The organism is Streptomyces sp. NPDC059785 (assembly GCF_042732375.1).
In the GTDB taxonomy this organism is placed as follows: domain Bacteria; phylum Actinomycetota; class Actinomycetes; order Streptomycetales; family Streptomycetaceae; genus Streptomyces.
Genome location: NZ_JBHWHV010000014.1, coordinates 119118 through 142710, shown reverse-complemented (window position 1 = coordinate 142710; position 23593 = coordinate 119118). Strand labels below are relative to the sequence as shown.

The following is a 23593-nucleotide window of genomic DNA, read 5'->3' as shown; positions in this document are numbered from 1 at the left end:
CGCCGATGAAGACGCTCATCGTTCACGCCCACCCGGAGCCGGACTCGCTGAACGGCTCGCTGAAGGACCTGGCGGTGTCCACGCTGGAGAGCGACGGGCACGAGGTACGGGTGAGCGACCTGTACGCGATGAACTGGAAGGCGTCCGTGGACGCCGCGGACCACGGTCCCCACGCCTCGCACCCAATGAAGGTCGCCGCCGACTCGGGCCGGGCCTTCGACGCCGGGACACTCACCCCGGACATCCTGGCCGAGCAGGACAAACTGCTGTGGGCCGACACCGTCATCCTCCAGTTCCCGTTGTGGTGGTACTCGATGCCCGCGATCCTCAAGGGCTGGGTGGACCGGGTGTTCACCTACCACTTCGCGTACGGCGTCGGTGAGCACAGTGACACCAAGTACGGCGAGCGCTTCGGCGAAGGCACCCTCGCGGGCAAACGGGCTCTGCTGTCGGTGACCGCGGGCGGCCCGGAATCGCACTACGCCGCCCGCGGTATCAACGGACCCATCGACGACCTGCTGTTCCCGATCCAGCACGGCATCCTCTACTACCCGGGCATGGACGTGCTGCCGCCGTTCGTGCTGTACGGCGCCGACCGGTTGACCGCCGAGGAGTACCCGGACGTCGCCAAGGCATGGGAGCAGCGGCTGCTCACCCTGGAGTCGACCGAGCCGATCCCGTTCCGGCGGCAGAACTTCGGTGACTACGAGATTCCCTCGCTGCATCTGAAGGAGGGGCTGGAGCCCGCGGGCCGTGCGGGCTTCGGGCTGCACAGGCGCGGCTGAGCACGGACGGATCGGGGCGGGGCGGTGCGGTGCGGTGCGGTGGCCCAGGCTCACTCCTGGGCCACCACACCGCCCCCTGGCTCGGCAGGCCGGGCCCTGTCGCCTCGCCCAGCCCCGCCCGGCCTCGGCCGGCGGAAAACCAGGCGCGCACGCCGGCAGTGCGAGGGATCATGGGGCATGAGTCCGGACGACTGGCACCTCACCGAAGACCTCGGCGACTTCCTCGCTCGCGCCGGAGGCTTCCTGCGCTCGCGTCCCGCCCTGCACACCGTCGCGCTGACGGTGACCGAGGCACTGCGTACGCGCGGGTCAGCCGCGTACGGCTCCGACGCCCCGGTTGTCGGCCTGCTGGAGCGGGCGGGGGAGGTCCGCGCGGCCTTCTTCCGTACGCCGCCGCGCCGCCTGGTCCTCACCCCCCTCACCCCCGCAGAGGCCGACGGCCTCGCCGCCCGCCTGGCCGGCCTCGGTCGTCCGCTCCCGGGCGTCAACGCGGACCACGACACCGCCACCGCCTTCGCCGGGGCCTGGCAGCGGCACACGGGCGCGGTACCGGCACTGCACGCACGGGAACGTCTGTACCGACTGGGCAGGCTCACGCCACCCGAGCCCTTCCCCGCCGGCCGGGGGCGAGTCGCGGGCGAGGAGGACCGCGAGCGACTGGTGCTCTGGCACCGCGAGTTCGTCACCGACATGGGAGGAACCTCCTTTGCGGACGACGGCTCTTGGGCGGACACGCGCATCGCCGCCGGACGCATCACGTTCTGGGAGACCCCGGACGGCACACCCGTTTCCATGGCGGGTGTGACCCCGGTCGTCGCCGGCCAGATCCGGGTGACACCCGTGTACACCCCGGCTCCCCTGCGCGGCCGTGGTTACGGGGGTGCCGCGACGGTCGAGGCGAGCCGGGCCGCGCTGGCCGCAGGCGCGGCCGAGGTACTGATCTTCGCCGACCTGGCCAACCCCACGAGCAACGGCCTCTACCAGCGGATCGGCTATCGCCCGGTCACCGACTTCGCGGTGTACGACTTCTCCTCCGACGCACCGGCCAAGAGGTCGCCGGGCTGAAGATCTCCGGCGAGGACATCCGTCGTCATGGCGGAAATGGTAAAGCGGACCACGAGACGGCTCACGCAGTAACGGCAGGTGTGCAGGGAGTCAGGGAGCAGCCGAAGCTGTCCGAGGTGAGGCAGACGCGGAGGTGCCGCGCAGGTCAGCCGTGGCCGCGCCCACCACGGACACGGCGCCGAGGCAGAGCAGACCACCGCTGACAAGAGCCGCCGCTCCCGAAGAGGCGGCCACGACGAGGCCGCCGCGCATGTTGCCGATGTCGGGTCCGGCCTGCCCGACGATCTGTTCCGCCGCGCTGACGCGGCCGAGCAGTTCCGGCGGGGTGTGCAGTTGGACGACGGTGCTCCGGGACACGACGGAGACGGTGTCGGCGGCGCCGGCTACGGCGAGGAGCGCCAAGCCCGTCGTGGCCGGGTCCGTCAGCAGCGCCCCGCGGATCACGGGCGTCCGGCCGAGAAAGGCCAGACCGTCCAGCACCCCTCGCAGGCCGGGCCGTGCGGGCTCGCCCTCGGATTTCGTCTGCGGCAAGCCGGCGGCACCGTAAGACGCGGCGCCGAACACAGCGGCGTCGATCAGGTAGCAGGCGCCGACTCCCGTACCGCCCACGATCAGCCCGCCCAGCGCGGGGCCGAGCGGCATGGCGCCCTGGAACGCGATGCGTCTCAGTGCCGGTCCTGCGGCGAGTTGACGGGCGGGCAGAAGGTGGGGCAGGAAAGTGCGCGAGGCCGGGGCACCGCCCGCCACGAAGCAGGACTGCAAGGCGACCAGCCCCAGCACACCGGCGGCGGGAACGTGCCCGAGGAAAGCCTGGAGCGCGAGGAGGAGCGCGCAGAGGGCCTGCCCGCCGGCCGCGAGGTACGACCTGGCCGGCGCCGACGCCTTTCTCGCCCGCGACACCAGGAAGTACCACGGCAAGGGTTCCTACGAGGTGGGCACCAGCGACGGCAGCGTCATCGTCGCCATGACCGTGGGCCCTTCGATCGCCTGACCCGCGCCTCCCGGCCGAGCGGACCACCGGCACGGATCGCCCCGGCCTTGGCCGCGGCAACCGACAGGTGCCGCGGCCGAGCACATGCCCCGGGTGACCGTCCGGGCCGGGAACCGGCCGTCCGCCGTCGCTCAGGAGCCCGCGTCCGCCGCGCGCATCCGGTCCGGGCGGGGGGCCGGCGGCACAAGATCGGCGTGCGGGGCGGGGAGGTCGTAGAGGGCGTACAGGCGGCGGCGTACGGCTTCCGAGGGGTACTGGGTGCCGTAGACCGCCGTCTTGAAGATCACGCCCTCGAGGACGCTGCGCAGCAGGACCTCCTCCAACGCCGGGTCGGGTGCGCCCCGTTCCGCGAAAAGGGCACGCAACGAGTCCTCGACGGCCGAGACCCGCTTCTCCGCGCGGGCCTCGGCCGCCGCGTACTGCGGATGGGTCGCGGGGCCGACGACCAGGCTGAGCGTGAGCCGCTGGAGAGGGACCGTGGCGGCAGCGGCGGCCACCGAGCCGTCGATGATGGCGGCGAGGCGCTCGTCCGGGGTGCCGGTGGCCTGGACGAGCGCGGCGACCTGGTCGAGATAGCGGTCGAGCAGTTCGTCGACCAGGCTCTGCTTGCCGGGGAAGTAGTAGGTCAGCAGGCCGCGTGAGACCCCGGCACGGGTGGTGATGTCCGAGATGGTGGCGTCGTGGTAGCCCTTCTCGGCGAAGACCTCCAGGGCTGCCGCGAGGATGCGCTCGCGCGACTGCGCCCTCAGTTCCTCGTTGGCCTCTGCCGATCGTGGCGACACTCGGCTCCTCCTCTTTCCGTGCGACCGCTCGTGCGGCCGGACCGGCCGGGTCCGGCATGACCACCATTGTCGCCGCCGCTCAGGGACGGTCGGCCGACGGTCGGCCGACGGTCCGCCGCCGTCGTCGGACGTCGGTCGACCGACGGTCCGTAGGTGACGCCGACCACGCCTCTCCGGCGAATCAACAAGCTCTGTCCCGACCGTAGTTGGAGTTAGGCGTTTTGGTTGGCTAGCTGTACAGTCAACCTCCGTCGAGCCTCGGGCCGGTCACCGCACTCGCGGGACCGGGGTCCCCCTTGCCCGACGTCGTCCAGGGCACTCGGGCCCATCGGTTCCCGGAGGAGGAATCCGCACCATGGTCAGCAAGGAACAGCTCAAGTCGGCGCTGCACGAAGCCTTCGACGCCGCCGTCCCGGACGGGGCGAGCTACACCAAGGTCTACGCCTCGGACATGAAGCAGCGGAACTACATCGTGTTCCGCTCCACCACCGTCTACAACTACGCGGTGGGCTTCCGGCCCGGCGGCACCGAGCTGGTCATCGTGCCCGTCGAGGAGAACGACGGACGGGTGACCCCGGGCACCCCGGTCACCATCACCGACGCCAACCGGGGCGCGGTGAAGAAGCGGGACCTCCAGGGCCGGTTCCACGTGTCGACCACGAACGGCGAGAAGTTCCGCCTGACCGTCATCCCCTCCGTACCGAAGATCACGGCGGGCTTCTACCAGCTGCCGGTCGAGCAGCGCCAGGAGTACGAGGCCTTCCAGGCGGTGAAGGAACTCATCTGCGCCTGAACGGGGTTCGCACGCTACGGGGGACCTGGCGATGAGGGCGCGCCCGGGCGCGCCCGTCACCGTCTCACGGCTTGCGGGCGACGCCGGCGTAGAACAGGTCCGTGGGCCCGGTGGTGGGCGGGGTCGGGGAAGGATCGGGCCGCCACTGGACGCCGGGGACCAGGCCCGGGTCGACGAGTTCGAGGCCGGTGAAGAACCGGCTGATCTCGGTGTGGCTGCGGACGGTGAGGAAGACGCCACGGTCGCGGTAGACCTGGAGCGCGCGGGCCGTGCTCTCCGGGTCGAAGTCGGCGGTGGTGTGGGACAGCACGAGGTAACTGCCGGGTGCGAGGGCCGCGATCAGCCGGTTGACGCTGTCGTAGGCGTGGTCGTCGGGCAGGAAGTGCAGCAGGGCGATCAGGGACAGTCCGACGGGCCGGGACAGGTCCAGGGTGCGGGCCGCTGCCTCGATGATGGCGTCGGGGTCGCGGGCGTCGGCCTGGACGTAGTCGGTGGAGCCTTCCGGGGCGCTGCGGAGCAGGGCCTGGGCGTGGACGAGGACGATCGGGTCGTTGTCGGCGTAGACCACGCGGGCCGACGGTTCCGTGCTCTGCGCGACCTCGTGCAGGTTCGGGCTGGTGGGGATGCCGGTGCCGATGTCGAGGAACTGCCGTACTCCTGCCTCCGCGGCGAGGAAGCGGACGGCGCGCTGCATGAACGCCCGGTTGGCCAGGGCGGGTCCGCGGCCGTGCGGGAGCCCTTGCAGGACGCGCTCGGCGGCCTCCGCGTCGACCGGGTAGTTGTCCTTGCCGCCCAGGTAGTAGTCGTACATCCGGGCCGGGTGCGGCTTGGACGTGTCGATATTGAGTTCCGGCCCGTGGGGGTCTTGCGTCATGACGGCCTCGTCGCTTCAGGGAGTGGATACCGGCGAGATCGAATGTATCTCCGGTGGTGGGCGGGCAAGTTGGCGGGTCGGCGGTCGGGATGAGCGGCGGTGTGGTGCCCCTTCCGCCTCACCGGCCGGCGGCCCGGGCCCCTGATGGCGGAAGAACGGCTTTCTCGTCGAGGCCGGTCAGCAGTGCCTCCGCCAACTGCCGCCGGTCCTCGTCGTGATCACGGAACCACAGGCCCAGGCTGTGCTGCGCGTCCGGGAGTTCGAGACGTGTGTACCGGGAGCGGGCAGCCAGCGCGTCCTGTACGGCCTCGGTCACCGCGGGCGGGATCACCGCGTCCGTGCCCGGAACGGCGAGCACCGCCCGGCCCTCGTAGGCCCGCAGCACCTGGAGCGCGGGCGCCTTCCGCCAGCTCTCCGGCCGCCGGATGATCTCGCTGAACCGCCCATCGCCCTCCCCGAAGGGCACGTCCCACGCCTCGGCCGCGTACACGGCGGGGGCGCACAGGCCCAGCGCCGCCACGCGGTCCCCGTAGTGCGTCACGAGATCGGACACCGTCTGCCCGCTCATGCTGAACCCCACCAGGACCAGCGGCCCGTCCGCGCCCGCGTACGCGTCGATCACCGCGACTGCCTGCTCGAACCGTTGCCGCAGGCTCGACTCGCTGAGCTTCCCGGTGCTTTCGCCGTGGCCGGCGAAGTCGAAGGCGACCCCTCGGCAGTCGTGGGCCACGAACTCCTCCACCAGCGGAAGGAGTCGCTGCGCGCTGCTGTTGCCCGCACCGTGCAGCACCACGGCGGTCACGCCGGAAGAGGCACCGCCGTAGGCACCGCTGAGCCGTTCACCGTCGTGATCGTGCGTGAAGTCGATGAGCATGCTCCCCCTTCACTCACACGGCATGGGCGCTCTCGTCACTCACTGACTTCCGTCCAAGTTGGTGCGCTTACCGAACAGTCCCCTGTACAGGGCCTGGCGTTCCTCGTCCGTCTTCGCCGCGGCCAGTGCGGTGGTCCACTCGTTCTCCATGGCCTTCAGCCTCTGGACCCAGTCACCGAATTCCTGGAGGTCGACATAGCGCTGGCTCGCGCTGAGCGGGGCGTCGGCGCCGGGCTTGTCGTCCTTGTGGCCGCCGATCTGGCTCACGGGGTTGTTGTTCTTCTCGCTGCTCGTCAGGCCGTGTGCGTAGCCGTCGGGCGTCCTGCCGCCCGGCCCGGCGGTCTCGATGCCGATCTGCAAGGCCCCGTCGCGCTTGCGGGTCGGGGGCTTGTAGCCCACGAACGCGTGCCCGTACGACTCGTTCGGGAGGATGGTGTCGTCGTGGTAGTCCTTGTTCCCCATGCCGCCGATGGCGAGGGGCAGTCCGTAGAGGTGGCTGTGGGGGTCCAGCCAGTTCCGTACGGTGGCCCCGATCTCGCCCTTCTCCACGAAGGTGCCCCGCGTCCCGTTCTTCTGGTTGTCGCCGATCTGCATGTGGTGCGTGCCGAAACCGCGCCGGTACACCGGCTTCTCGGGGGTCGACGCGGGCTCCCAGAACTTCCGGTCCTCCTTGGTGATGTGGAGCCACTGGGGCAGTTCGTAACCGTGCTGGCCGTCGGCCAGTTGCGGAATACGGATGTTGACGCGGCCGCCGTAGGCCAGAGCGTGGGCGACGTCGTCCTTGAAGTCCTCGTGGATGCCCTCCGCCGGGTTGAAGACCTTCAGTCCCTCCTTCAGGATCAGGAAGATCTTGGTCAGCAGCTCGGTTCCGCGTGCGACCCGCGCTCGGTGCTTGGCGGCGTCCCGTGCATTGTCGTCGATACCGGGAGGCATGAGCGTGGCGGTGAAGGTCGAGAAGATTTGGTCGTTCCGCTCCTGCGTGAGCCGGTCCTTCACGGGTTGCGGGGTGTCGTCGGCGTGCATGGCCATATGGCGGCCGAGCTGGTAGTCCGTCCGGCGCGGTTTGACCTGCTCCTCCCCCTTGCTGTGAGCCTCGACCGCCTGGTGCCAGCGCAAGGTGGCCATGAGGAGGCGTTCGCCCTCCGGCTGCTCCAGGAAGTCGCGGAAATCTCCCGCGCTCATGTACGCCTCCGCCTCGGCGCGGGTGCAGAGCCCGACGGACCTCAGCCACCTGGGGTTCTCGGACGCCACTGTCTCGATCGCCTGAAGCTCGTCGTCCGAGAGGCTCGGGCCACCTCGCACACGCCGGTGGATGGCACGCCGCACCGCCTTGTCCGTGACCTCGCCGCCCTCGTGGTCCTCGCCGACGAGCAGCCGCGCCAGGCGGGCCGCGGCCGGGGGCTCGGTCGTGGCCGAGGGCTCGCCGCCCACGGTCGAGGGCTCGCCCGTGGTCGCGGTGCCGGGCTGGCGCATCCGCTGGACGGGTACGTCGCCGTCCACGCTGCGCTGCACCGCCCCGGCGGGTAAGGAGGACCCGGGTAGGGAGAGGTCGGGAGCAGCGCCACGGGCCAGCTTCCGGCCGTTCGCGCCGGCGCTCTTCTCGAACGGGTCGTCCGGGTGCGAGACCTTCTCCCCCTTGCCGTTGAGGGTGCCCGGCACCGGCCCCAGCGCTTGCTGGCGCACGTGGTCGACCTCTTCGTACATCACCTCGTCGCTGACGCGATCCTCGCCGAGCACGATGTGGGAGCCGGTCGTGTAGGCCAGGGCCCCGAGTTCACCGGCCGAGCGCTGGGCGACCGTGTCGTTGTGCACGCGCACGTGCCCGAAGTCCATGTCGTACGCCTGCTCGGCCCGCTGGAGGACGCGGGGTTCCAGCGGGCGGCCGGAGGTGCCGAGGGCGTCGAGTACCGACGACCGCCGCTGGACCGGCACCGCCCGTTCCCCGTCCCCGTCCGCCTTGGTTCCGCCCTGCTGCTCCTCATGGCTCTGCTCGTCCCGTGCGCGCTGGATGGCGAGGGTCACCGCGGCGTTCCCGGCGGCCTGTTGGAGAGCGCTGAGCGGGTGCCGGGCAGCGGGCGCCGGGGACGCGGGACGTCCGCCGCGGCGGCCGGAGCTCGAACTGTTCTCTTTCCGAACAGGCATTCTTTCCCCCTTGTTCAGCGAAGACTCCTCCCTCCTATCCGCTCGGCCCCGGAAACAGCAATGTCCGCAGGGGTAGTTGTGAGGGCAGAGCTGCCGGGCGGGGTGACGGGCCGCATGACGCGGAGCCCGGCGGCGCATCCCGGTGCGCGACAATCGCCGTCGCCTCGACCTCAGCCTCAGTCCCGGCCGCAGAAGGAGATCAGCACGTGGGCATCGCCATCGCGACCGCCGTCATCGCCGTCCTCGGCACCCTGCTCGGCTCTGTCATCACCGCCCGGCTCCAGGAGCGCGCCTCCGCCCGCGCGGGGCGTGAGGCCCGCCGCGCCGATCTGCGCCGCGAACACCTGGCCGCCATCACCGCGTTGGCGGGAGCCGTGAGCGCGCACCGCAGCATGATGGCGCGCCGCGGCGACGCCGCGGTCCGCGGCGATGACGACCGCTACCGGGAACTGCGCGTCCGCACCGAGGAGACCCGCGGCGCGGTGGCCGCGCCACTCATGTCCCTGCGCCTGCGGATCACCGACCCCGATGTCCGGGCCGCCGCCGACCACATGGGCACCATGACGTTCGACATGCACGTCCAGGACGGCGACCCCGACGCCTATGACGCCGCCCGCCTGGCCGCCGTGGTCGCGCACGACGACTTCGTGGACGTCGCCGCCCGGTACGTCCAGACCCTGGACGCCTGACCCCGCACCGGGTCAGCCGAGGGCGCCGGTGTCGTGGACGACCCGGCCGCCGATCACCGTGGCGCCGACGGTCAGGGTGTTGATCCGTTGCGGGCCGACGGTCAGCAGGTCGTCGGAGAGGACCGCGAAGTCCGCCAGCATGCCGCGGGAGAGGCGGCCCTTGCGGTCCTCGGCGTGTTCGGCGTAGGCGGAGCCCACCGTGTAGGCGTACAGGGCCTGTTCGGGGGTGACCGCCTCGGCGGGGGCCAGTGGGGCGCCGCCGGCGGTGCGGCGGTTGACCATGTCGTGGATGCCGAGCAGCGGGCTGCCGTGCGCGACCGGGGCGTCGCTGCTGCCGGGCAGGACGGCTCCGGCGTCCAGCAGGCTGCGCATGCGGTAGCAGAGCTCGGCGCGCTCGGGACCCAGCGCGGTGATCATGCCGTCGCCGATCTCGGAGACGAAGCGCCCCTGCGGCACGGGGACGACGCCGCCCGCCACCAGACGGCGGACCTGCTGGTCGGAGGCGACGGCGAAGTGCTCGATGCGGTGGCGCGCGTTCCGGCGCGGATGAGCGGCCTGCGCCGCTTCGAAGGCGTCCAGGACCACGTCGATGGCGGCGTCCCCGATGGCATGGGCGGCGATCTGCCAGCCGCACCGGTGCGCCTCCGCGATCGTACGGTGCAGCCAGTCCTCGTCGAACTGGAGGAAGCCGACGTTGTCCGGTTCGTCGTGGTAGCCGCAGCACATGTGGGCCGAGCGGCCGATGAGGGAGCCGTCCGTGGCGATCTTGGTGGCCCCGATCTTCAGCCGGTCGTCGCCGAATCCGCTGCGCAGGCCGAGGTCGAGTCCGAACCAGGTGGCCCCGTCGCCGACGGCCCCCATGTCGTGCAGGACGGTCATGTAGGGCATGACCGTGGTACGGATGCTGAGCGCGCCTTGCTGCACGGCACGGTGGAAGGCGTGCAGATCGGCCGGGCCGTGCCCGACGTGTGCGGCGGCGGCGATGCCCGGTTCGGTGAGGCTGGTGATGCCCTCGGTCACCCCCTGGTCGTTGCCGGCCTTGATGGCGGCGACGATCGAGTCCACGGGGGTGGGCCTGAAGGCCTGGGTCACCAGGTGCTGGGCGGTCTCCTGGAGCAGGCCGACCGCCCTGCCGTCCGCGTCGCGCTCGACGTGGCCGCCGTCGAGGTCGGGCACGCCGAGCCGGCCGGTGTAGCCGGCCCGGGCGAAGGCCGCGGTGTTGGCCACGCCCATGTGGCAGGAGACGTGCTCCAGCCATACGGGACGCCCCTGCGCCGCCTCGTCCAGGGCCTCGGCCGTCGGATGGGCGCCGATCTTGTTCTGGTCGTAACCCGCGCCGAAGAGCCATTCGTCGGGCCCGAGCCGGGCGGCCCGTTCGCGCACCGCGGCGTAGAGGGCGTCGAGGGTGGGGACGGTCCGGGCGTGCAGGTCGAGCTGGAGGATGCGGCGACCGCGCATGCTCAGGTGCTGGTGGGCGTCGTTGAAGCCGGGTACGGCCGGGGCGCCCCGCAGGTCGTGGACTTGGTCGGCGGTACATCCGGCGACCTCGTCGTCGAGGCCGACGATGCGGCCCCCGAACACCCCGAGGGTGTGGGCGGTGGGACGGTCCGGGTCGAGCGTGGTGAAGCGGCCGTTGGTGAAGAGTGCGTCCAAGTGCATGGCTCAAGTCCTAGGGAGAATGGTTCGTGCGGGCGGCCGGCTCACGCGACGGTGGGCAGGCTCTCCGGCTCTCGGGCGCCGGTCCCCGGGGCGTCGTCGCGGGCGCCGGGACGCCGCCGGGCCAGGGCCAGCACGCAGACGGTGGTCAGCAGCAGGAGCGCGATGTAGTAGCCGACGACCGGCCAGTGGCCGCCGCCCCGGGTGAGCAGCCACTGGGCGACCAGCGGGGTGGAGCCGCCGATGACGGTGCTGCACAGCTGGTAGGCCAGCGAGACGCCGGTGTAGCGGACCCTGACCGGGAACGCCTGGGACAGGAAACCGGCCAGCAGCGCGTAGTAACTGCACCCGGTGAGCACCCCCAGGGCCAGGCCCACGCCGATCAGCGTGCTGTCACGGGTGGCGATCAGCAGGAACATCGGTACCGCGACGACGATGTTGGCGATCAGGGCGCCCGCCATCAGCCGGACGGTACCCACGTGCTGGGCCAGCAGCGCCGCGAGCGGCTGCCACAGGAACTGCAGGATCGCGAGGACCAGCAGGATGTCGAGCATGGTCTGCCGGTGCACGCCCAGGTCGCTCGTGGCCCAGGACAGTACGAAGGTGTTGGTGAAGTAGGCGGACGAAATACCCATCGCGCTGGCGCCCACGCCGAGCAGGACCAGCGGCCAGGAGGTGCGGAACAGTTCGACCACGGGGATCTTCGGGGCGACGTCCTCCTGCCCGCCGGCTGTCTGCCCCGTGTCCGCCTGCTCCTTGGCCGCCTGCTCCTTGGCCGCCTGGAAGTCGGTGGACTCCGAGACCTTCAGCCGGATGACCAGACCGACGGCCACCAGCACGGCGGAGAGCAGGAACGGGATGCGCCAGCCCCACGACAGGAACGCGTCGTCGGGCAGGTGACCCACGGCGATGAAGACGAGGGTGGCCAGGATGGACCCGGCGGGCGAGCCCTGCTGGACCCACATGCCGGCCAGGCCGCGGCGCTTGTGCTCGGTGTTCTCGGTGGCCATGAGCACGGCGCCGCCCCATTCGCCGCCGACCGCGATGCCCTGGACGGCACGGAGCAGGACGAGCAGGATCGGCGCGGCGACGCCGATGGACGCATGGGTGGGCAGCACGCCGATGAGGGTGGTGGCGGATCCCATCAGGACCAGGGTGGCGACGAGGACGTTCTTGCGTCCCACCCGGTCGCCGATGTGACCGAAGATCAGTCCGCCCAGGGGGCGGGCCAGGAAGCCGACCCAGAAGGTGGCGAAGGCCGCGAGGGTGCCGGCGGCGGGGCTGGCGGTGGGGAAGAACAGCTTGCCGAACACCAAGGCGGTGGCGGTGCCGTAGATGTAGAAGTCGTACCACTCGACCGCGGTCCCGATGAAGGACGCGGTGGTGGCACGTCTGGCCTTGCGGCCGGTGGTGGCGGATGTGGCTTGGGGCATGGCTGACTCCGGGAGTGAGCGGCGGTGCCGGCGGATTCGACCTGCGTGCGGTGCGGGGCGGCGAAACGCCCTGCGCTGACCGCGACGCTGCGGGTGCCCGTTCGAACGGTGTTGTCCGGTCGGCCATAGTTTCGTGGCTCACCGGCCATACGGTCCAGTACCTTCTAAGCTGCACAGCGATGCCTCGGAGGCATGACGGCGGCTCGGCGGCTCGGCGGCTCGGCGGCTCGGCGGCTCGGCGGCTCGGCGGCTCGGCGGCTCGGCGGCTCGGCGGCTCGGCGGCTCGGCGGCGATACAACGGAGGCACGAGGCACGATGGAACTGCGGGTCCTGCGGTATTTCCTGGCGGTGGTCGACACCGGCTCCATGACGGCCGCCGCCGCGCGCGTGCACGTCGCCCAGCCCTCGATCTCCCGGCAGTTGCGCTCCCTCGAACGCGAACTGGGTGCGGAGCTGCTCCGCCGTACCGGCGCGGGGGTCCAGCTCACGGCGGCCGGACGCCGCTTCGTGCCCGTCGCCAGGGACCTCACCCTGCGCGCCGCCCGGGGCACGGAGCTGCTTCAGGCCGTCTCAGGGCAGAGCCCGCTGCACTTCCGCGTGGCCTGCCCCAACTCCACCATCACGCACCTCGTGGCCCCGTTCGTCGCCGAGCTGGGCGGCCCCTTCGCCGACGCCCGGGGCTGTGAGCCGGACCAGGTGTACGAGCGGTTGCGGGCCGGGGACGTCGACATCGGCATCTCGACCAGCCCGCCGCCGGGCGGCATGGCCGCGCGGCGTCTCGGCGGCCGTCGGATCAGCGCGCAGATACCCGCCGCCCATCCCTTGGCCCAGGAGGGCCCCGGCGACCTGGAACTGGCGAGCCTGCTCGACCACCCGGTCATCGTCAGCAGCCGCGCCAGCGCCGTGCGGCGCACCCTCGACACCGCCCTGTACGAGCAGGGCACCCCGCTCCGGCCCGCCTTCGAGCCGCAGTCCGAGGCCATGGCCCAGGCCCTGGCGGCCGCGGGCCACGGCGTCTGCGTCGTCGTCGACCACCCGCAGTTCGACCTGTGCGCCCGCGCCCTGACCGGCCAGGGCGGCCATCCCCTGGCCATCTCCCTGTACGCCGGCTGGGACCCCGACCACTACGCGCACGACGAGATCGACGCGGCCGTCCAGGAACTGTCGAGCTGGCTCACGGCCAACGACGGCGGGAGAAAGCCCGGCAGCCGCCCCCACAGCCCGTTCTGACCGGTGAATCGGTGGATCGGTTGACCGGTCGGTTATTCGCCGGTGGCGCCGTCGGCGAGTTCGCGGACCACGTCGAGCTGGCCGACGTGTCGCGCGTACTCCTGGAGCATGTGGAACAGGATCCAGCTCAGGGTGGGACGGTGGTCCGGAGGGTTGAAGCCGCCGCCGCTCCGGGCCGCTTCGTGGAGCCCGGCGCCGGCCGCGATCGCGCGGGAGCGCGCGCATTCGTCCAGGAAGAGGTTTCTGATCTCCTGCGTCGATTCGTCCGCGGAGACGGTCCACTTCCCTGTTTCGGGGTCGGTCTCGCCCCAGACAGGATCCACCTGCTCGGCGGCGAACCCCCAGCGCAGCCACCGCCGTTCCACGAACGCGAGGTGTTTGAGCAGGGCGAGCGGAGTCCAGCCGGAGGCGAGCCTGCTGGTGCGCAGGTCCTGCTCGGACATGCCGTCGAGCTTCCGCAGCAGCGCGTCGCGGTAGTAGTCGAGATAGGCGAACAGGAGCTCGCGCGGGTCGGTCAGGGTGTCGGAAGGCTCGGGCGTACCGGTCGTCATGCGGCGGACGCTAATCCAGAGCGGGCGCGGTGATCCACTTGGTATTCCGCCTGCCGCGGGCCGGTCTGTTCGCCGCGTTCGGCATGGCGTATGCCGGTGGTACGAGGGGCGGGGCGACGGCCTCGGGCGTGCCGCTCGTGTCCCTCCTCGCATTCGGACGCGCCACGGTACGCGGAAGGCGCTCGTCCTGTCGGCATACGTGCCACACTGGCCGCGGCACCCACCATGCATCCCCCGTCGTGGTGGGTGCCTTCACGTGCCCCCGTGCCTCACGTGCCCCCGTGCCTTCACGTGCCCGCGCGCCTTCTCGTGACCCCGCGCGCCTTCCGTGACTCACGCGCCTTCGCGTGCCTTCGCGTGTCAGGTGTCGCCGCCCGCGCCCGTACCGAAGAGGTCATCAATCCGCGCCCCCCGTTGAGGGCCCGAGGCCCGTCGGGCGGCTGACCGACTCAGGCCGTTACGGTCCGCGGGCGTCGGGCACCCGTCGCCCATGGCACTCATACATGGCACGTACCGCACCCTCGGTTCCGGGCGGGGGCGGGCCGCGGTCATCGGCGCGGGCGTCGGCGCCGTTGCCGGAGCGACGGCCGCTGCGGGCCTGCTGTTCGGCCGCAAGGCGGCCACGATCGGCAAGGTCGGCAAGGTCGGCAAGGGGCACCCGCTCAAGCACCGCGCGCTGGATCTGGCGGCCGGCGCGATGCAGCCGAAGTACCCGATCGACGCGATGAGCACCTATCTCAACGGCTTCCACATGTACGCCGACGACATGGGCCGGCAGGTCGAGGCCACGCACTTCTGCATCCATCTCCAGCACGACCTGCACCAGTGCGTGATCTTCGACCGCAACGCGGCCGACGCCCGGCTGATCGGCATCGAGTACATCGTCGGCGAGGAGCGTTTCCGTGCCCTGCCCGAGGACGAGAAGCGCCTGTGGCACAGCCACCACTACGAGGTGAAATCCGGCACCCTCACCGCTCCGGGCATCCCCGACCTGGCCGAACACGCCTACTTCGAGGACCTCGTGACGACCTACGGGAAGACGTTCCACACCTGGCAGTACGACCGTGACGACTTCCCCTACGGGATTCCGCAACTGATGATGGGCTTCACCGAGGACGGGCAGGCCTCGGACGAGATGATCCGGGCCCGGGACGAGCGACTCGGCATCTCCACCTCCCACAAGCGGCAGAATCGGGCGGACATCGCCACGCCCGAGGTGGCGGCGGGCGCCAACGCCTGGGAAAGCGGCCGGACGGTGCAGACGCGCATCGAGGAAATGGACTTCAAGCGCTGACCGTCGCCGCGGACCTCCGGGCTTCAGGCCCGTCGGCCCCGGCGGTCAGCCGTCCTGGCCTGCCCGCTCGGTCTTGACGCCCCACCGCCGCTCGTAGTCCGCGGCGGTGGGGCCGAAGTCCGCCACGCCGATGCCGACGACGGGCTCGGCAAGCCCCGCGTGGGCACGCACGGGCACGCACGCGCGCACATGTGCCCGGAATTGTGGCTTCCACCACGGCGAACTTGGTCTGGTCCTGATGTGATCACCGCATGCTCGGTTTCGTCATGCGTCTCCTGCCGTTCTGGGTGCGCGAGCCCCTGCTCATTGCGGTCGGGTCCGTTTTCGGCGTACGCATCATGTATCTCGCCATCCGCGATCACGAGGGAGTCGCGGCCGTCATCGGCTTGGTGTTCCTCGTGGGCACCGCCGTACGCGTCCACACGGTGGTCAAGGCCCTGCGTGCCCGCCGGAACCGGACTTCCACGGCCTCCGCGGATGGACCGACAGCCGAACCCGCCGAAGCCGCGCCCGCCGCCACCGAGCCCGCCGCCACCGAGCCGCAGCCGAGCCCGGACCCGGCACGCACCTCCGAAAAAGAGCCCAACGCGTGGGGTCAGGCCCTCGCCGCCGTGGCCCTGGTCGGAGGGCTCGCGGCCGTGTTCTGGCTGGCCCCGCGCCTGATGCCGTCCGACGACAGCACCGCGCACACCGTCTCGTGTCCGAGCGGAGAACAGGACGAGCTGCCGTCGGTCTACCGGAAGAAGCCCCGGCCCGTGACCGGTGCGGAGCTGTGCGAGGCGCTCAACCGGCCGGACCTGGCCGAGCTTCTCGGAACGCCCGAAGAGACCGCGACCGGCGCTTCCGCCACCAGCAACACCGCTCCCCTGACCGATGGGAAGATCGCGCAGCCGGAGGCCGAGGTCACGTTCGACACGTACACCGTGCACGCTTCGGCCACGTACAACGAGCTGTCGACCGCCCAGTACGTGAAGCTGATGAAGTACGGGGACGAGCGGGACGTCAGGACGCTCACGGTGCTCGGTCGGCCCGCGGTCCTCTCCTCGGACCACACCATGAAGCTGGAGATCGATCTCGGCGGCGGCGCGTCCGGCGGACCGGTCGAAGAAGGCCCCCTGGCGAGGACACTGTCCGTGGCCCTCGACCACGACGACCGGGGCGGCTACTGCGAGATAACCGTCTGGAGCACGTCCGGAACCCTCCCGGACGACCAGGTCCTCCTCGACATCGCCGAGAAGGTCTTCCCGACGATCGACAGTCTGTGAGCCGGCCGTCCGCCGCTCGCTGACACGCCGAGTAGTCCTCGGCGACACGCCGAGAAGTCCTCGGCCGCGAGAAAAACGAGCTCTCGCCGTTTTCCGCCTGCGCAGCGTGGCACTGTGACGGTGTTGGATACAGTCCCGGTCACAGGGCTCGGCCCCGGTCATGAGGTTCGGCGTTGATTTCACCGCACACGGTCACACAGGCGTTGCTGTCGGCAGCCCGGGGCGCGTGCGCCGTGGCACGAGGGCGACGGCTGATCACCTAGTGTCTTGGTCTCCGTCTCATCGACACGTAACAGGCCACCTCTTCGAGGACTGACATGAACGCCACCGACACCGGCCCAGAAGGCACCCCCGAGCACGTACGGCACGCGTCGTACGAAGCCCTGCGGCACGAACCGCTGGAGAACCTTCGGGCCGCCGCCGTGCTGGTCGACAACGACGGGCTCGTCCTCACGGCGAACACGGCGGCACAGGTCCTGCTCGGCAGGCATCTCAAGGACCTCGTGGGAGAGGACGCGCATGACCTGTTGCACCGTGACAGTCACGGGCAGGCACTGCCCCGTACGCGCTGCGAGCTGAGGAAAGTGCTGCTCACGGGCAGCACCGGGCACGGCGAGGACGACTGGTTCGCACGGGACGACGGCACCGTCCGCCGGCTGTCCTGGCTGGTCTCCCCGTACGCGATCGCGTCGGAGGCGGAGGCGGGCGCCCTCGTGCTGCTCTACGACGCCCGCCAGGCCCCGTCGCACGGCGACGGCGGACACCTGTCACCCCTGACGGAGCTGGACCGCCTGGCCCTGCTGGCGGAGACGACCACCCAGCTCACCTCCACCCTGGACGTGGAGGAGGCGCTGCACCGGCTGGCGGCCCTGGCCGTGCCCCGGCTCGCGGACTGGGCGGTGATCGACCTGATCACCGAGCGGGACGAGGTACGGCGTGCCCTGGTGGTGGAGCACACAGACGGCGTGCTGGCCCAGCGCGAGGGGTTGCAGGGCCCCATGCCGCCGGTGCCCGCGGAGTCCCCGATGCCTCTGTCGAGAGCGTTGCGGGGCGCCGCTTCCTCCCTGGCCGGGCCCGCCACCTATCAGGGCCCGCCCGATTCGGGTATCGCGGTCGAACAGCGGCGGCTGTTCGTGACGACCGGCATGCACTCCGCCGCCATCGCGCCCATCCGGGGCCTGCGCGATGTGCTCGGAGCGCTGACCCTGGGCCGCTCCCTGCGCCCCGACGCGTTCACCGGCGCCGACCTGCCGCTCCTGGAGGACATCACCCGCCGGGCGGGCCTGGCCCTGGACAACGCCCGCCTCTACCAGCGCCAGCGCAAGGTCGCCGAAACCATGCAGCGTCATCTGCTGCCCCAGCTCCCCACCGTGCCCGGGACCGAGATGACGGCACGCTACGTGCCCTCGCCGGACGCCTCCTCCGTGGGCGGTGACTGGTACGACGCCTTCGCGCTGACCGACCACGTCCACGCCCTGGCCATCGGTGACGTCGTCGGACACGATCTCGACGCCGCGGCCGGTATGGCGCAGCTCCGCAACATGCTCAGAGCCTTCGCCTGGTCCCGGCCCGACGCCACGCCCAGCGAGGTCGTCACCCAGCTCGACGAGGCCGTCAAGCACATCGCCGAGGTCCCCATGGCCACCATGATCATGGCCAAACTCGACCTCGACGCCGAGGGACGGTGGCGTCTGCACTGGACGAACGCCGGTCACCCTCCCCCGCTGCTGATCACCCACGACGGGCAGGCCCGCTACCTCGCCGACGCCCACGGCATCCTCCTCGGCACCGGCGCCACCAGGCCCCGGCCCGACGCCCACACCGTCGTGCCGCCCCGGGCCACCGTCCTGTTCTACACCGACGGCCTCGTCGAAACGCCCCAGCATCCCATCGACCACGGCCTCAACCAGCTACGCCGCCACGCCGCAGCCCTCGCCCACCGCCCGCTGGACTCCTTCTGCGACACGCTGCTGAAGCAGGTCCGCCCCCACGACAACGACGACGATGTCGCCCTGCTGGCGCTCAGGATCCCCGACGCCGGGGACGCACCCTTCCCCGCGGCCGGCCGAGCGGAATATCAGTGACCGGTACCGGCTCCCGCCCGGGTTGCCGTCGGCAGCAGGAAGCTGCGGCGTTCCGTGTCGGTGAGGCGGCGGAAGACCCGGGCACGAGCGCGCCTGAGCAGAGCTTCCATGTCGGTGGTGGGCTCCCAGATCCTTACGCCGCGGTCGCGGGAGACGGTGGCCAGGCGTGAGCCGTCCGGATGCCATGCCAGCCCGTTGACCTGGTCGTCATGGACCCCGACGACGGCCAGCTCGCGGCCGTCGTCCGGGTCCCAGAGGCGTACGGTACGGTCCCACGACACGGTGGCCAGGTGGCGCCCGTCGGGTGACCAGGCCAGGTCGGACAGAGGGCCTTCGTGCTCCAGCGTGGCCACCGCGGAGTTCCGATCGACGTCCCAGACGACGGCCGTACCGTCCTGGGATGCGGTGGCGAGGCGAGTGCCGTCGGGTGACCAGGAGACGTTCTGGACCGAGTCGCCATGGCCGAGCAGGGTGCCGACTTGGCTGCCGGTCGGGACGGCGTCCCACAGGGCCACCCTCCGGTCGCGGGAGAAGGTGGCGATGCGGTGGCCGTGCCAGGCGATGCCGTTGACGACGTCGGTGTGGCCGGTCAGCGATGTTTCCTCACCTGTGTCCACGTCCCAGAGACGAGCGGCGCGGTCGTCGTCCCCGGCGGCGATGCGGCGGCCGTCCGGGGACCATGCCACGCAGTTCAGCGGTGCGGGCGCGGTGAGCTTCCGGGCCTGCGGCGCCTCCCCCGCCCGTACCGTTTCCTCCGCTTCGGCGATGTCCCGGATCAGGGCCGTGCGGTCTTCCGACACCGACACGAGACGGCGGCCGTCGGGCGACCAGGCGACTGCAGAGACACCGGCCCGGTGGCCGGTCAGTTCGATACTGCGCCCGCCGGGCGTCAGGAACCGCCCGTCGGCGGTCAGGGACCAGACGTGGACCGTGCCGTCGTCCGATGCGCCGGCGAGCCGCTGCCGGGGACCGGGTGACCAGACCAGACCCCACACCGGCAGCTCGTGTCCGGTCAGCACGGTCAGCTCGGCACACGTCCGGAGGGACCGATCAGCGCTACGAACCGGTGCGCACGGGCCGGGGCGGACGGGTTGAGTCTGCCGACGAGGTCCCTGATCTCCCGGTCGCGGCCGAAGAACACGCCGGCGTCGTCCTCGGTGAACGCCTCGAGGCCGGGGTACGGCGGCTGCGAGGACGTCCACGTCCGCCTGATCGCGGCGGGTCGCTCCAGGAAGTGCAGCCAGACCTGTCCCGCGACGAGCAGCAGGAGCACGATGACGACCAGGGGCACCGACCATTCGCGCAACAGGCGCAGTGGCCACGGGACATGATCCGTCTCACTGGTGGCGTAGTTGGCCGCCATCCCCAGCAGCGCTCCGAGCAGCATGAGCAGGACGTCCAGGACGAGCTTCACCGGACGACGGTCCACGGATCTCCCCCGATTCGGATTGCGGGCGGTTCCATGTCGCTCTATGCGGCTGCCGCCGCGTCCGTGGCGGCGGCGACGAAGGAGGCGATCAGGCGGCGGCGGTCGTCGTGCGCCCAGGCGAGGACGAGTTCGCTGTTGGGGGCGTCGGTCACGGGCAGGTAGACCAGGTCGGGGTGGACGGGCCGGGCGAGCGAGCGGGGCAGGATCGCGATGGTACGGCCGAGCCTGATCATGTGCAGGACTTCGGCCGCGTCCGTGACCTCGGGACCCTGCCTGGCCTCGGGCGCTCCGGTCCAGCGGACGCCTTTCCAGCGTGGCAGCGTCTCCTGCGCGAGGTCGGCGAGGGTGACCTCCGAGCGGGCGGCGAGCCGGTGGTCCGGCGGCAGGATCGCGACACGTCCCTCGACCGTCAGGGTCTCGTGGTCGAGGCCGGTCATGTCGTCGAACGGCCGGTACAGCAGGGCGACATCGGCGCGGCCGTCGCGGACGTGGTCGGCGCGGTCGGTGGCTCCGCCGAAGAGGATGTCCACCTGGCGGGCGTCGGGCCGGCCGGCGTAGGCGGCCAGGATGCCGGACAGGAGGTTCGCGTCACCGCCGGGCTTGATCACCAGACGTAGACGGCCCTGCTGGTCGCAGGCGCGGCGGGCCTGCTCGGCAGCCGCGCCGACGGCGTCGAGCGCGTACCTGCCGTGGTGCAGAAGTGCCTCTCCGGCGGGGGTGAGCGCGACGCTCCTGCTGGAGCGCTCGAGCAGCCGCACTCCGATCCGGGATTCCAGGCGCCGGATCGCCTTGGACAGGGCGGGCTGCGCGATCGTCAGACGGGCCGCGGCGCGACCGAAGTGCAGTTCCTCGGCGACGGCGACGAAGTACTCCAGCTCGCGGGTCTCCAGCTCGGCCATACCGTGAAGGCTACCGTCCGATCCATTCCTGGCAGGCATTGATCGAGAACCGATGGATCTTGGACGCGTGCGGCGAAGTGCCTGTTCACTGAGGTCATGATTGACCACACGATGATCGTCGCGTTCGACACTCCGATTCCCGCACATGAGCTGGACCAGTACCTCAAGGAACTCGAGGAGCTCGTCATGGGCTTCGGACCGGTCGAGTCGTTCGCGGCCCGCCACCACATCCGCGTCCCGGGGGACGACCACGCCCCGGTGGCCGTCGCCAGCGCCGTCGTCCAGCTCCGCCTCGCCGACCTCGACGCCCTGAACGCCACCTTCACCATGCCCGGCACGGCCGACCTCATCAAGCGCTGGCAGAGCCGCCACCCGTACAAGGCGATCTGGGTCAACCACGAGCCGCTGGCCTGAGCACCCCTCACGAAACCGCGTGGCCGCCGGGTCCGCCGTGCCGGTACCGTCCGCTTTCCTGGCCCGCCGTACCAGTCGGCGGCCCACGTTCGGAGAGCGATCAGAGCGCGATGCACATGACCAGCCGGCCGGCGACGACGACCCTGTGGCGCCCCACCGGTCCCAAAGAATTGGAACTGGTCCGGGAGCTGGGCCGGCGTGCGTGGCCGCCCCGGCTCCCCGAGCAGCCGATCTTCTACCCGGTTCTAGACGAGGACTACGCGATCAGGATCGCGCGGGACTGGAACGTGAAGCACGACGGCGCCGGTTTCGTCACCCGTTTCGAGGTCGAGTCGGACTTCGTACGCCGCTACCCCGTCCAGCAGGCGGGCGGGCGGACGATCCTCGAGCTCTGGGTCCCGGCCGAGGAGCTCGACGACTTCAACGCCCACATCGTCGGCGAGATCGAGGTGATCCACGAGTTCCGCTGAGGCGGTGCACCAGGGCGCCAGGACTTGACGGCGACCGGGCGGTGTGCCGACGGACACACCGCCCGTGGCCGCCCGTCAGCCGATCCGGTAGCCGCCGTACATATAGCCGTACACATAGCCGTTCCCGGAGCCCACCCCGATACGCCACCACTGGAGGCCGGCATTGCTGATGCAGGACGCGTCGACCGCACGGTAGTGGTCGAGGATGGTGGCGATGACCGGGGAACTGCCGGCGGGCGTCGAATGCACGGGAGTACCGTCCTAGAAGCTCACGTACAGGACGCTGATGGGTGCGCAGGACCGGGCGGCGGTGGCGTTCGCGGAGGCGGGCACGGCACCCACCGCGGCCGTCAGGGTCGCGGTGACGAGCAGGGCTCTGAGACGCCAAGGCCCGGAGCTCCGGCACGAGGACTTTGAGCTGCGACCGGTTGAACACCGTGTCGTCGCAGGGGTCGACGCATCCGAGCAGAGGCAGATCCTGCCGTGCCGCTCGTCCGCACAGGGCGGCGATGGCGGGATGGACGCACCTGGCCTCGACTGCCCCCGTCCATGTCCGCATTTCGCCGTCCAGCGGCTCCCTTTACGGATTCCCCTCTTCGCCACCCCGGCCCCGGCCCCGGCCGAGAAACTGTCGCGACCGGCCCTGACGCGCCATCCGATAGCAGAGGTGGACGATCTTCGAGCTGAAGGTGCGGGTTTCCACGAGTTCGAGGTCCACTCGGCGTTCGTGTCGGGGGAAGAAGGGGATGCCTCCGCCGACGAGCACCGGGTAAACCCTGACGCGGTACTCGTCGATCAGATCCAACGTGGCCGCCTCGGCGGCGAGGGTCGCGCCGCCGATCGCGATGTCCCCCTCCCCCGGCTCGGCCCGCAACCGCTCGATCTCCTCAGCCAGGCCGCCGGAGGCGAGGCGCGCGTTGCCCTGTACCGCCGACAGCGTGCTGGAGAACACGACCTTCGGCAGCGGGTTCCAGATCGCGGCGAACTCGCGCTCCAAGTCGCCGAGCTCCGGGTCCTGTTCGGCGGTCTCCCAGTACAGCATCGTCTCGTACAGCCGTCGTCCCATCAGGTGGGCGCCGAGCCCTCGCACCTCGTCGGTGGCGAAGCGGAAGACCTCCTCGTCGGGCTCCGACCAGTCGAACCCGCCGTCCGGTCCGACGATGTAGCCGTCGAGTGAGACGCTCATCGAATAGGTCACGCTGCGCATCGGAAGACCTCCTCGGCAATGGCTTCGACAGTACGACTGCCGGACGCCGCGAAACTCATCGCGACCCGCAGCGGAGCCGATCAGGCCGGTGCGGCCGAGCGGTGCAGATGGTCGCCCGCCGGTTCGCCGGTGACCTTGCCCGCGCGCAGGACGTGATGGCCCCGCAGGAAGGTGTCGGTCACTCGGGCGGTCAACTCGAAGCCCTCGAACGGGGTGTACTCCTGCGCCGACTCCGACTCCGCGGCGCGTACGGTCCAGGTACGGCCGGGGTCGACCAGGGCGAGGTCCGCGTCGAAGCCCGGTGCGAGGCGGCCCTTGGTGTGCAGCCCGTAGCGCCGGGCCGGGTTCCAGGCGGTCAGCGCGGCGATCCGGCCCAGCGGCAGGCCGCGCTTCGTTCCCTCGGTGATCAGCCCCGCCTTCCCCACCGCGTACGTGGCCACCTCTTCCTCGGGGGCGAACACGGCCGAAGGTACGGCGAGGTCGAGCGCAGCCGTGGCCTCGTCACGTGCGGTGCCGCCGGACGAAGCGGCGGAACCCCCGCCGCCGCAGGCGGTGAGCACGGCGAGAGCGGCAGGGGCCGCGGCTGCGACGCGTAACGGTACGGGCGAGCGTTTCAAGTCGACACCTCCAGGAGCCGGCCGGTCAGGGTGACGGCGAGGTCGACCG

25 protein-coding genes are annotated in these 23593 nt (G+C 71.1%); 10 read left to right on the top strand and 15 right to left on the bottom strand.

Annotated elements, in window-relative coordinates; genetic code table 11:
* Positions 1 to 5: 5 nt before the first annotated feature.
* Positions 6 to 785 (top strand): NAD(P)H-dependent oxidoreductase, encoded by a 780-nt coding sequence (locus tag ACFV6E_RS13905; RefSeq protein ID WP_385461518.1) that lies wholly within the window; start codon positions 6 to 8, stop codon positions 783 to 785.
* A gap of 177 nt (positions 786 to 962) precedes the next feature.
* Positions 963 to 1850 (top strand): GNAT family N-acetyltransferase, encoded by an 888-nt coding sequence (locus tag ACFV6E_RS13900; protein ID WP_385461515.1) that lies wholly within the window; start codon positions 963 to 965, stop codon positions 1848 to 1850.
* A gap of 90 nt (positions 1851 to 1940) precedes the next feature.
* On the opposite strand, the gene ACFV6E_RS13895 is transcribed toward ACFV6E_RS13900, so the two are convergent.
* Both ACFV6E_RS13895 and ACFV6E_RS13890 read right to left on the bottom strand, forming a co-directional pair.
* A complete protein-coding gene (locus tag ACFV6E_RS13895) occupies positions 1941 to 2750 on the bottom strand; it encodes a hypothetical protein (RefSeq protein ID WP_385461512.1) in 810 nt (269 codons plus the stop codon).
* Between the two features lie 222 nt (positions 2751 to 2972).
* The gene (locus tag ACFV6E_RS13890) at positions 2973 to 3623 is read right to left on the bottom strand and encodes a TetR/AcrR family transcriptional regulator (protein WP_385169683.1); all 651 of its coding nucleotides are present in this window, start codon (positions 3621 to 3623) and stop codon (positions 2973 to 2975) included.
* A gap of 355 nt (positions 3624 to 3978) precedes the next feature.
* Here ACFV6E_RS13890 and ACFV6E_RS13885 point away from each other — a divergent pair, with 355 nt between their 5' ends.
* Positions 3979 to 4416, top strand: coding sequence for a hypothetical protein (locus ACFV6E_RS13885; RefSeq protein WP_385169680.1), 438 nt, complete (start codon positions 3979 to 3981; stop codon positions 4414 to 4416).
* Between the two features lie 64 nt (positions 4417 to 4480).
* Here ACFV6E_RS13885 and ACFV6E_RS13880 read toward each other — a convergent pair whose 3' ends face one another.
* From ACFV6E_RS13880 to ACFV6E_RS13870, 3 genes are all read right to left on the bottom strand, one after another.
* A complete protein-coding gene (locus ACFV6E_RS13880) occupies positions 4481 to 5290 on the bottom strand; it encodes an SAM-dependent methyltransferase (RefSeq protein WP_385169677.1) in 810 nt (269 codons plus the stop codon).
* Between the two features lie 118 nt (positions 5291 to 5408).
* Positions 5409 to 6164, bottom strand: a complete 756-nt coding sequence (locus ACFV6E_RS13875; protein ID WP_385461509.1) for an alpha/beta hydrolase — start codon at positions 6162 to 6164, stop codon at positions 5409 to 5411.
* A 39-nt stretch (positions 6165 to 6203) separates the two neighbouring features.
* Entirely contained in the window at positions 6204 to 8186 is a 1983-nt protein-coding gene (locus ACFV6E_RS13870) for a DUF4157 domain-containing protein (protein WP_385461506.1), read from the bottom strand.
* A 326-nt stretch (positions 8187 to 8512) separates the two neighbouring features.
* Between ACFV6E_RS13870 and ACFV6E_RS13865 the strand changes: the two genes are divergently transcribed.
* On the top strand, positions 8513 to 8995 hold the full coding sequence (locus ACFV6E_RS13865) for a hypothetical protein (protein WP_385461503.1): 483 nt from the start codon (positions 8513 to 8515) through the stop codon (positions 8993 to 8995).
* A 12-nt stretch (positions 8996 to 9007) separates the two neighbouring features.
* Here ACFV6E_RS13865 and ACFV6E_RS13860 read toward each other — a convergent pair whose 3' ends face one another.
* Positions 9008 to 10654 (bottom strand): amidohydrolase, encoded by a 1647-nt coding sequence (locus ACFV6E_RS13860; RefSeq protein WP_385169667.1) that lies wholly within the window; start codon positions 10652 to 10654, stop codon positions 9008 to 9010.
* Positions 10655 to 10695: 41 nt separating this feature from the next.
* A complete protein-coding gene (locus ACFV6E_RS13855; RefSeq protein WP_385461500.1) occupies positions 10696 to 12084 on the bottom strand; it encodes an MFS transporter in 1389 nt (462 codons plus the stop codon).
* Positions 12085 to 12276: 192 nt separating this feature from the next.
* Between ACFV6E_RS13855 and ACFV6E_RS13850 the strand changes: the two genes are divergently transcribed.
* Positions 12277 to 13314, top strand: a complete 1038-nt coding sequence (locus tag ACFV6E_RS13850) for a LysR family transcriptional regulator (RefSeq protein ID WP_385461497.1) — start codon at positions 12277 to 12279, stop codon at positions 13312 to 13314.
* A gap of 32 nt (positions 13315 to 13346) precedes the next feature.
* Here ACFV6E_RS13850 and ACFV6E_RS13845 read toward each other — a convergent pair whose 3' ends face one another.
* On the bottom strand, positions 13347 to 13865 hold the full coding sequence (locus ACFV6E_RS13845; protein WP_385169658.1) for a DinB family protein: 519 nt from the start codon (positions 13863 to 13865) through the stop codon (positions 13347 to 13349).
* Between the two features lie 490 nt (positions 13866 to 14355).
* Here ACFV6E_RS13845 and ACFV6E_RS13840 point away from each other — a divergent pair, with 490 nt between their 5' ends.
* Complete coding sequence (locus ACFV6E_RS13840) at positions 14356 to 15159, top strand: OBAP family protein (RefSeq protein WP_385169655.1); 804 nt, start codon at positions 14356 to 14358, stop codon at positions 15157 to 15159.
* Between the two features lie 45 nt (positions 15160 to 15204).
* Here the strand turns inward: ACFV6E_RS13840 and ACFV6E_RS13835 are convergent, their stop codons facing one another.
* Complete coding sequence (locus ACFV6E_RS13835; protein ID WP_385169652.1) at positions 15205 to 15336, bottom strand: hypothetical protein; 132 nt, start codon at positions 15334 to 15336, stop codon at positions 15205 to 15207.
* A 74-nt stretch (positions 15337 to 15410) separates the two neighbouring features.
* On the opposite strand from ACFV6E_RS13835, the gene ACFV6E_RS13830 reads away from it, so the two are divergent.
* Both ACFV6E_RS13830 and ACFV6E_RS13825 read left to right on the top strand, forming a co-directional pair.
* Positions 15411 to 16424, top strand: a complete 1014-nt coding sequence (locus tag ACFV6E_RS13830) for a DUF6215 domain-containing protein (RefSeq protein ID WP_385461494.1) — start codon at positions 15411 to 15413, stop codon at positions 16422 to 16424.
* A 317-nt stretch (positions 16425 to 16741) separates the two neighbouring features.
* Positions 16742 to 18508: a SpoIIE family protein phosphatase gene (locus ACFV6E_RS13825; RefSeq protein WP_385461491.1), complete on the top strand. Its 1767-nt coding sequence runs from the start codon at positions 16742 to 16744 to the stop codon at positions 18506 to 18508.
* Here ACFV6E_RS13825 and ACFV6E_RS13820 read toward each other — a convergent pair.
* From ACFV6E_RS13820 to ACFV6E_RS13810, 3 genes are read right to left on the bottom strand one after another with little or no spacing between them, the layout of a single operon-like run.
* Positions 18502 to 19527 (bottom strand): WD40 repeat domain-containing protein, encoded by a 1026-nt coding sequence (locus ACFV6E_RS13820; protein WP_385461489.1) that lies wholly within the window; start codon positions 19525 to 19527, stop codon positions 18502 to 18504. The genes ACFV6E_RS13825 and ACFV6E_RS13820 overlap by 7 nt on opposite strands.
* A gap of 2 nt (positions 19528 to 19529) precedes the next feature.
* Positions 19530 to 19937: a hypothetical protein gene (locus ACFV6E_RS13815; RefSeq protein ID WP_385461486.1), complete on the bottom strand. Its 408-nt coding sequence runs from the start codon at positions 19935 to 19937 to the stop codon at positions 19530 to 19532.
* Between the two features lie 41 nt (positions 19938 to 19978).
* Complete coding sequence (locus ACFV6E_RS13810; RefSeq protein ID WP_385461483.1) at positions 19979 to 20836, bottom strand: LysR family transcriptional regulator; 858 nt, start codon at positions 20834 to 20836, stop codon at positions 19979 to 19981.
* Positions 20837 to 20932: 96 nt separating this feature from the next.
* On the opposite strand from ACFV6E_RS13810, the gene ACFV6E_RS13805 reads away from it, so the two are divergent.
* The gene (locus tag ACFV6E_RS13805) at positions 20933 to 21250 is read left to right on the top strand and encodes a hypothetical protein (RefSeq protein ID WP_385170167.1); all 318 of its coding nucleotides are present in this window, start codon (positions 20933 to 20935) and stop codon (positions 21248 to 21250) included.
* 116 nt (positions 21251 to 21366) lie between these two features.
* Complete coding sequence (locus ACFV6E_RS13800) at positions 21367 to 21720, top strand: hypothetical protein (RefSeq protein ID WP_385461480.1); 354 nt, start codon at positions 21367 to 21369, stop codon at positions 21718 to 21720.
* A 75-nt stretch (positions 21721 to 21795) separates the two neighbouring features.
* On the opposite strand, the gene ACFV6E_RS13795 is transcribed toward ACFV6E_RS13800, so the two are convergent.
* From ACFV6E_RS13795 to ACFV6E_RS13785, 3 genes are all read right to left on the bottom strand, one after another.
* Complete coding sequence (locus ACFV6E_RS13795; RefSeq protein ID WP_385170173.1) at positions 21796 to 21969, bottom strand: hypothetical protein; 174 nt, start codon at positions 21967 to 21969, stop codon at positions 21796 to 21798.
* Positions 21970 to 22300: 331 nt separating this feature from the next.
* Positions 22301 to 22927, bottom strand: a complete 627-nt coding sequence (locus tag ACFV6E_RS13790; protein WP_385461478.1) for a dihydrofolate reductase family protein — start codon at positions 22925 to 22927, stop codon at positions 22301 to 22303.
* 80 nt (positions 22928 to 23007) lie between these two features.
* Positions 23008 to 23544, bottom strand: a complete 537-nt coding sequence (locus ACFV6E_RS13785; RefSeq protein WP_385461476.1) for an amidohydrolase family protein — start codon at positions 23542 to 23544, stop codon at positions 23008 to 23010.
* Positions 23545 to 23593: the final 49 nt, after the last annotated feature.